The organism is Falsiroseomonas sp. RANM36, from assembly GCF_056682175.1.
The window spans coordinates 282,903-291,252 of record NZ_JBWXTD010000003.1 but is presented as its reverse complement, the minus strand read 5'-3'; the positions used below and the strand labels follow the sequence as shown (position 1 = coordinate 291,252).

At 70.5% G+C, this 8,350-nt stretch carries 8 protein-coding genes; 7 read left to right on the top strand and 1 reads right to left on the bottom strand.

Features of this window, described 5'->3' with window-relative positions; all coding sequences use genetic code 11:
• On the top strand, positions 1 to 374 hold a 374-nt coding region (locus tag AC1MIR_RS06185; RefSeq protein WP_480027310.1), incomplete at its 5' end, for a cytochrome b.
• Here the strand turns inward: AC1MIR_RS06185 and lhpI are convergent.
• Positions 375 to 1,316: a bifunctional Delta(1)-pyrroline-2-carboxylate/Delta(1)-piperideine-2-carboxylate reductase gene (lhpI, locus tag AC1MIR_RS06180; RefSeq protein WP_480027309.1), complete on the bottom strand. Its 942-nt coding sequence runs from the start codon at positions 1,314 to 1,316 to the stop codon at positions 375 to 377.
• 200 nt (positions 1,317 to 1,516) lie between these two features.
• Between lhpI and AC1MIR_RS06175 the strand changes: the two genes are divergently transcribed.
• The 6 genes from AC1MIR_RS06175 to AC1MIR_RS06150 all read left to right on the top strand — a co-directional run.
• Entirely contained in the window at positions 1,517 to 2,560 is a 1,044-nt protein-coding gene (locus AC1MIR_RS06175; RefSeq protein WP_480027308.1) for an amino acid ABC transporter substrate-binding protein, read from the top strand.
• Positions 2,561 to 2,704: 144 nt separating this feature from the next.
• Positions 2,705 to 3,907 (top strand): amino acid ABC transporter permease, encoded by a 1,203-nt coding sequence (locus AC1MIR_RS06170; protein WP_480027307.1) that lies wholly within the window; start codon positions 2,705 to 2,707, stop codon positions 3,905 to 3,907.
• A gap of 3 nt (positions 3,908 to 3,910) precedes the next feature.
• Complete coding sequence (locus AC1MIR_RS06165) at positions 3,911 to 5,062, top strand: amino acid ABC transporter permease (RefSeq protein ID WP_480027306.1); 1,152 nt, start codon at positions 3,911 to 3,913, stop codon at positions 5,060 to 5,062.
• Positions 5,063 to 5,101: 39 nt separating this feature from the next.
• Complete coding sequence (locus AC1MIR_RS06160) at positions 5,102 to 5,893, top strand: amino acid ABC transporter ATP-binding protein (RefSeq protein ID WP_109868599.1); 792 nt, start codon at positions 5,102 to 5,104, stop codon at positions 5,891 to 5,893.
• A gap of 52 nt (positions 5,894 to 5,945) precedes the next feature.
• Positions 5,946 to 7,862, top strand: coding sequence for a potassium transporter Kup (locus AC1MIR_RS06155; protein WP_480027305.1), 1,917 nt, complete (start codon positions 5,946 to 5,948; stop codon positions 7,860 to 7,862).
• A gap of 59 nt (positions 7,863 to 7,921) precedes the next feature.
• Positions 7,922 to 8,350, top strand: a 429-nt coding sequence (locus AC1MIR_RS06150) for a hypothetical protein (protein ID WP_480027304.1), incomplete at its 3' end; no start/stop codon positions are given.

Sequence of the window (8,350 nt, the reverse complement as noted above, 5' to 3'; positions counted from 1 at the left end):
GGGCGGCGGCGGGGCGGCGGCCGCGCGGGCGGGGGGGGGGGCGGGGGGGCGCGCGGGCCGCGGGCGGACCGGCGGGGGAACGCCGCCGGGCGGCGGCGGCGCATGCCCTGCTCTACCTGCTGATGCTGGCGGTCCCGCTCACCGGCCTGGCCATCGCGATGACCGGCCGCGCGCCGCTGCCGGTGTTCGGCCTGTTCGCGGTGCCGAACCTGATGCCGGACCGCAGCCTGCACGGCGTGTTCGAGGAGGTGCACGGCCTGCTGGCGAACCTGATGCTCGGCGCCGTGGCGCTGCATGTGGCGGCGACGCTGTGGCACGCGCTGGTCCGTCGCGACGGGCTGGCGCGCCGGATGCTGCCGGGCGGCGCCCGCTGATCAGCCTCCGGCGGCGAGCACCGCCGCCGCCAGGTCCTCGCCGGCCCAGCCGACGGACTTGAACACCGTCACTTCGTCGGCGCGCGTCCGGCCCGGATGCGCGCCGCGGCACAGCTCCGCCAGTTCCGCCGCCACCGAGGCCTCGGTGATCGCGCCTTCGGCGATGGCCTGCACCACGTCCCCGGCCTCGGCCAGCGCGCCGGCGCGGGTGTCCACCACCAGCGTGGCGCGGGCGAGCAGGGCCGAATCGCCCTCGCGCATGGCCGGGCGGTAGGCGCCGACCAGGTCCACATGCGTGCCGGGCGCGACCTCGGCGCCCCGGACCAGCGGCGCCTCCGACAGCGTGGCGGCGGAGACGATGTCGAAGCCGCCTGGATCTGGGGAGGCGGCGGGCCGCGCCGGCACGCCATGCGCCACCAGCCGGGCGGCGAGTTCCGCCGCGCGGGCCGGGTTGCGCGCCCAGATCGCCGCGTCCTCGATCGGAAAGCGGGCGCACCAGGCTTCGGCCAGCGCGGCGGCGACCTTGCCCGCGCCCAGCACAAGCAGCCGCCGGCTGTCGGGCCGCGCGAGGAAGCGCCCGGCGAGGGTGCTGGCCGCGGCGGTGCGCCGGTCGGTCAGCTCCCCGCCATCGAGCATCGCGACGGGCACGCCGGTCTGGGCGTCCGAGAGCAGATAGGAGGCATGGACGGCCGGCAGGCCGCGTGCCCCGTTTGCAGGCAGCACATGCACGATCTTCACGCCGGTATGCCGCCGGCCCGGGCGGCCGGGCAGCTCCCAGGCCGGCATCAGCAGCAGCATCCCCTCCGGTCCCTCGGCCTGCGGCAAGGGGTGGCGATGGCGCAGCGGGGCGGCGCAGCCCTCGCGGAAGATCCGTTCCAGCGCGGCTTCCAGCGCGGCCCAGGGCAGGGCGCGGCGCAGCTCCTCGGCGCCGATCCGGCGCATGGCGGGGTCTCCGTTGCGGTCGGTGGCGGTCTGGCATCCCGCCACGCGTCCGTGAAGGGGGCGGAGTTGACGGGGAGCCGCCCCCGCCGCGAAAGAATACCTCCATTGATCCCTGTGCAGGGCTGGCGCAGTGTCCCAGGCTAGGCAGGGGAGAACGACGGTCCGCGCCCGCGGGCCGCAACCGATTGGAGACGACACGGATGAAGGCCTTGCGCCTAGCCATCGCCAGCGCCCTCGGCGGGATCGCACTGGCGGCGACCGCCCACCTGCCCGCCTTCGCGCAGCCGGCCGCGGTGAGCGGGCCGACGCTCGATGCGATCCGCGCGCGCGGCACGCTGGTCTGCGGCGTGAACACCGGCCTTGCCGGCTTCGCCCAGCCCGACAGCCAGGGCGTCTGGCGCGGCTTCGACGTGGACTATTGCCGCGCGGTCGCGATCGCGCTGTGGAACGACCCGGGCAAGGTCCGCTACGTCCCGACCACCGCGCAGAACCGCTTCACCGCGCTGCAGTCGGGCGAGGTGGACATGCTCTCCCGCAACACGACCTGGACGCTGTCGCGCGATACCTCGCTCGGCTTCGACTTCACCGGCATCAATTTCTATGACGGGCAGGGCTTCATGGTGAAGACCTCGCTCGGCGTGCGCAGCGCGCGCGAGCTGGACGGCGCCACCATCTGCGTCCAGCCCGGCACCACGACGGAGCAGAACCTCACCGACTGGTCGCGCGCCAACCGCATCCGCTTCACGCCGGTGGTGATCGAGCGGCTCGAGGAAGTGGTGCAGGCCTACATCGCCGGCCGCTGCGACGCCTACACCACGGATGTCTCGGGCCTGGCGGCGACGCGTTCGGCGCAGCCGCGCCCGGCCGAGCACACCATCCTGCCCGACGTGATCAGCAAGGAGCCGCTGGGCCCGCTGGTGCGCCATGGCGACCAGGCCTTCGCGGACCTGTTGCGCTGGATCCATTTCGGGCTGCTCACCGCCGAGGAACTCGGGATCAATGCCGGGAATGTCCGCCAGGCGGCGCAGTCCGACACGCGGCCGGACGCGCAGCGCCTGCTCGGCCGCACGAGCGATCTCGGCCGCATGCTCGGCGTGGACAACGCCTTCATGGTCAACATCGTCGCCACCGTCGGCAACTACGGCGAGATCTTCGAGCGCAACCTGGGTCCGATCGGGCTGCAGCGCGGGCCGAATGCGCTGTGGAACAAGGGTGGCCTGCAATACGCGCCGCCCTTCCGTTGATCGCGCGCAGGGGGTCGCGCCACGCGGCGTGGCCCCCTTCTTGCTGTGATCAGGTTGCGTTGTTGACCCGCCCGGCCGCGATGCCGCTTCCGCAGCCTCGGCGGCGTGACCAGGCGGGCCGCAGACCGCCAAGGGACGGAGACCATGTCCGCATCCACTGACCCGCGCTTCGCCTCCGCCGGCCCTCCGAAGCGGCCGCTTCGCCTCTCCTGGGGCGATGAGCGGGTGCGCGGCATCGTCTGGCAGGTGCTCGTCGTCGGCCTCGTCGTGAGCATCGTCTACTGGCTGTGGTCGAATACCGTGCACAACCTCGAAGTGCGACGGATCGCCACGGGCTTCGGCTTCCTCGGCCGCGAGGCGGGCCTGCCGATCGGCGAGAGCCTGATCCCCTACGACCCCTCGGACACCTATCTGCGGGCACTCACGGTCGGCGTGCTGAACACGCTCAAGGTGGCGGTGATCGGCATCGTGCTGGCGACGATCCTCGGCACGCTGATCGGCATCGCCCGGCTGTCGCACAACTGGCTGCTGTCCAAGCTGGCGGGCTTCTACGTGGAGGTTATCCGCGACCTGCCGCTGCTGCTGCAACTGCTGTTCTGGTACACCATCCTGCAGGGTCTGCCCGGCCCCCGCCAGGCGCTGAACCCCGCCGATGGCGTGTTCCTCTCCAACCGCGGGATGAAGCTGCCCTTCATCGAGTGGACCAGCGCCCATTGGTGGACGCTGCTGGCGATGGTGGTGGGCATCGCGCTCACCTGGATCTATGCCCGCATCGCGCGCGCGAAGCAGTATGCCGACGGCCAGCCGCGCAAGGTTTGGCCGGCCGCGCTGGCGCTCATCCTGGGCTTCCCGCTCGCGGTCTGGGCCGCCTTCGGCGCGCCCTTCACGCCGGACATCCCTGAGCTGCGCGGCTTCAACTTCCGCGGCGGCATCACCGTCAGCCCGGAATTCTTCGCCCTCCTGCTCGGCCTGGTCACCTACACCGCCGGCTTCATCGCCGAGATCGTGCGCGCCGGCATCCAGGCGGTGAACCAGGGCCAGTGGGAGGCGGCCGAGGCGCTCGGCCTCAGGCGCAGCGAGGTGCTGCGCAAGATCGTGCTGCCGCAGGCGCTGCGCGTGATCGTCCCGCCGATGACGAGCCAGTACCTGAACCTGACGAAGAACAGCTCGCTGGCGGTGGCGATCGGCTACCAGGACATCGTCAGCATCGCGAACACCACGCTGAACCAGACCGGCCAGGCGATCGAGGGCATCGCGATCATCATGCTGGTCTACCTGACGATCAGCCTGAGCATCAGCCTGTTCATGAACTGGTACAACGCCAAGATCGCGCTGGTGGAGCGCTGAGCCATGAGCGAGATCACCCTCAACACCGCGGTCTCCGGCGTGCCGGGCGACACCTCCGCCCCGCGCGAGGCGCCGGTGCGCACCACGGGCGCCGTCGCCTGGGCGCGGCAGAACCTGTTCGGCAGCTGGTGGTCCACCGCGATCACCCTGGTGCTGGCCTATCTGATCGTGCGCTGGACGATCGGCCTCGTCGAATGGGCCTTCCTCAACGCGATCTGGGAGGTCCCTGTGGTGAACGGCCAGGCGCAGACCGCCGCCTGCCGCGAGATCAAGGGCGTCGGCGCCTGCTGGGCCGTGATCACGGAGAAGCACCGCTTCATCCTGTTCGGCACCTATCCCTACGAGGAGCACTGGCGCCCGGCGCTGGTCTGCCTGCTGTTCATCGGGCTCTACATCGTCTCGGCGATGCGGCGCTTCTGGAACTGGACGCTGGTGCCGATCTGGCTGGTGACGCTGACGCTGATCGGCGTGCTGATGTGGGGCGGCGTGTTCGGCCTGTCCTACGTCCCGCAGGAGCGCTGGGGCGGGCTGCCGATCACGCTGATCCTCTCGACCTTCGGGCTCGCCTTCGCCTTCCCGCTGGCCATCCTGGTGGCGCTCGGGCGGCGGTCCAAGCTGCCGGCGATCAAGATGCTCTGCGTGCTGTATGTGGAGCTGATCCGGGGCGTGCCGCTGATCTCGCTGCTGTTCATGGCCAGCGTGATGTTCCCGCTGTTCCTTCCCGAAGGCATGAACATCGACAAGCTGCTGCGCGCGCAGGTGGCGATCACGCTGTTCGCCGGCGCCTACCTGGCGGAGGTGGTGCGCGGCGGCCTGCAGGCGCTGTCGCGCGGGCAGTACGAGGCGGCGGACGCGCTCGGCCTGTCCTACTGGCAGAAGACCGGGCTGATCATCCTGCCGCAGGCGCTGCGCATGGTGATCCCGCCGCTGGTCAACACCTTCATCGGCTTCTTCAAGGACACCTCGCTGGTGCTGATCATCGGCATCTTCGACCTGCTGACCGCGGGCAAGACCGCGATCGTCGAGCCCGCCTGGCAGGGCTTCGGCATCGAGGTCTACATCACGGTGGGCGCCATCTACCTGGTCTTCTGCTTCGCGATGAGCAAGTACAGCCAGGATCTCGAACGCGATCTGAACCGGCACCGGCGGCGCTGAGCGCGCCGGTGGCGGGCAACGACAAAGGGGGTTTCTCGTATGGGTGAATCGGTCCTGACGGCCCATGTGGCCTCCGCCGTCAAGGCGGATGCGCCGCCGGCCATCGTCCTGGACGGCGTCAACAAGTGGTTCGGCGCGCTGCATGTGCTGCGCGACATCAACCTCCAGGTCGCCGCCGGCGAGCGCGTGGTGGTCTGCGGCCCCTCGGGGTCGGGCAAGTCCACCATGATCCGCTGCATCAACCGGCTGGAGCAGCACCAGGAAGGCCGCATCGTCGTGGACGGCATCGAGCTGACCGACGACCTGCGCAGCCTGGACGCCATCCGCCGCGAGGTCGGCATGGTGTTCCAGAGCTTCAACCTCTTTCCGCACCTGACCGTGCTGGACAACTGCACGCTGGCACCGATCTGGGTGCGCCGGATGCCGAAAAAGGAGGCCGAGGAGCGCGCGCGCGGCTTCCTCAACCTGATGCGCATCCCCGAGCAGGCGGAGAAGTATCCGGGGCAGCTCTCCGGCGGCCAGCAGCAGCGCGTGGCGATCGCCCGCGCGCTCTGCATGCAGCCGAAGATCATGCTGTTCGACGAGCCGACCTCGGCCCTCGATCCCGAGATGATCAAGGAGGTGCTGGACACCATGGTCATGCTGGCGGAGATGGGCATGACCATGGTCTGCGTGACGCATGAGATGGGCTTCGCGCGCCAGGTCGCCGACCGCGTGGTGTTCATGGACCGCGGCGAGATCGTCGAGAGCGGCGAGCCGGAGGCGATCTTCAACAACCCGCAGACCGACCGCCTGAAGCTGTTCCTGTCGCAGATCCTGCGCGGGCACTGAAGCCGGGCCCGCCCCGGCAGGCGGCGCTTGCGCCCCTGCCGCGGGCGGTTCTATGCGTAGGGCGTTCCGCGACCGGAGCGCGATCTTGAGCCACCCCCCCGCGGCCGCCCGCCCGGTTACTGCGGCTGCCATCATCGGCGTGCTCGGCGTCGTCTATGGCGACATCGGCACCAGCCCGCTCTATGCCCTGCGGGCCTCGCTGCTGCTGTTCGCGGATGACGGCATCGCCGATTCCGAGATCCTGGGCATCCTCAGCCTGATCTTCTGGTCGCTCATCCTCGTGGTGACCGTGAAATACGTCACCTTCGTGCTGCGCGCGGACAACCGCGGGGAGGGCGGCATCATGTCCCTGACCGCGCTGGCCCTGCGCGCGCTGCCGGAGGGCACCTGGCTGCGTCGCGCGGCGATGCTGGTCGGCGTGGCAGGGGCGAGCCTCTTCTTCAGCGACGGGATGGTGACGCCCGCGATCTCCGTGCTCTCGGCCGTGGAGGGGCTGCGCGTGGTGTCCCCGGCCATGGACCCGGCGGTGATCCCGCTCTCGCTCTGCGTGCTGCTCGGCCTGTTCCTGGTGCAGTATCGCGGCACGGGCCGGATGGGCCGGATCTTCGGCCCGGTCACGGCCGTCTGGTTCGCGACCCTCGCGCTGCTCGGCCTGGTGCAGATCGTGCAGAATCCCTCCGTGCTCGCCGCGCTGTCGCCCGGGCCGGCATGGGACTTCGTCTCCGCCTATCCGCTGGCGGCCTTCGTCGCGCTCGGCGCCGTCGTGCTGGCGGTGACCGGCGGCGAGGCGCTGTACGCCGACATGGGGCATTTCGGCGCCAGGCCGATCCGTGTCGCCTGGCTGTTCATCGTTCTGCCGGCACTGGTGCTCAACTACTTCGGCCAGGGCGCGCTGCTGCTCGCCGACCACGAGGCGATCGCCAATCCCTTCTTCCTGTTGGCGCCGGAAGTGCTTCGCCTGCCGCTGGTCCTGCTGGCCACGGCGGCGACGATCATCGCCAGCCAGGCGATGATCTCGGGGGCCTTCTCCGTCGCGCGGCAATGCGTCCAGCTCGGGCTGCTGCCGCGCCTGACCGTGCGGCACACCAGCGCCACCGAGGAAGGCCAGATCTACATGCCGCAGGTGAACTTCATCCTGCTGATCGGCGTGATCATCCTGGTGCTGGAATTCCGCGAATCGGATGCGCTGGCCGCGGCCTACGGCATCGCCGTGACCGGCACCTTCGTCTGCACCAGCCTGCTGGCGATGGTGGTGTTCTGGAAGCATTTCCGCTGGCCGCTGGCCGTGGTGCTGCCGCTGTTCGGCACCTTCTTCCTGATCGATGCCACCTATTTCGCCTCCAACCTGCTGAAGGTGCCCGATGGGGGGTATTTCCCGGTCATGCTGGGGATCGCGCTGTTCCTGCTGATGACGAGCTGGCAGCGCGGGCGCGAGCTGCTTTTCGCCCGCTTCCGCCAGGACGGCCTGCCGCTGAAATCCTTCATCGCCCGCCTGCCGCAGAGCCGCACGCTCCGCGTGCCGGGCATCGCCGTCTTCATGACCGGCCAGGCCGACTACCTGCCGGGGGCGCTGCTGCACAACCTGAAGCACAACAAGGTGCTGCACGAACGCGTGCTGTTCGTGACGGTCGTCAACGACGCGATCCCGTACGAGCCCGCCGACCGCCGGCGGGAGGTGGAGGAGCTGGCGCCTGGCATCCACCGCGTCACCCTGCGATACGGCTTCCAGGAAAGCCCCAACATCCCGAAAGAGCTGGAGTCGCTGCAGGAGTTCGGCATCACCTTCGAGCCGATGCAGGCCAGCTACTTCCTGGGGCGGGAGACGGTGGTGGCGGCGGCGGTGCCGAAGATGTCGCGCTGGCGCCAGTGGCTGTTCACGATCCTCAGCCGCAATGCCCTGCCGGCCACGGAGTATTTCCGTATTCCCTCCGACCGGGTGGTGGAACTCGGGGTGCGCGTGGCGATCTGAACCGCCGCCCGGCCTGCGGCGTTGTGCCGGGGTGTCGGGTGGCAGCAAGGGAGTGCGATGTGGCCTCGTCCGGGCGACTGGTGACGGTGACGCTGGCGCGGGCCTGGGACGCCGCCGAGCAGGTGGAGCAGGCCGGGCGCGTCGAGTTCGCCGTGGCGCTGGATGCGCAGGGCCGTCCGGATGCGCGGGCCTGGTTCGACGATCCCGACCCCTGGCCGGCCAAGCGGCTGGTCCCTGGCCGACCGCCGGAGGCTGGCGATGTCGGTCATGACGAGGAAGGCTGGGTGCTGCGCTTCTTCGGCGAAGAGGCAGGGGCCGCCGCCGCGGAGGCGCCGCCGCACCGCATCCTCGACGCCACCGGCCCGCTTCGCCCCGGGGAGGTGCTGACGCTGCGCGCGCCCGACGGCACCGACGCCGCCTGGCGCGTGGTGAATGTGGGCGCGCCGGCCGCGGCCGCGCGATTCCGGCGCGGTGGTGATGTCCTGCCC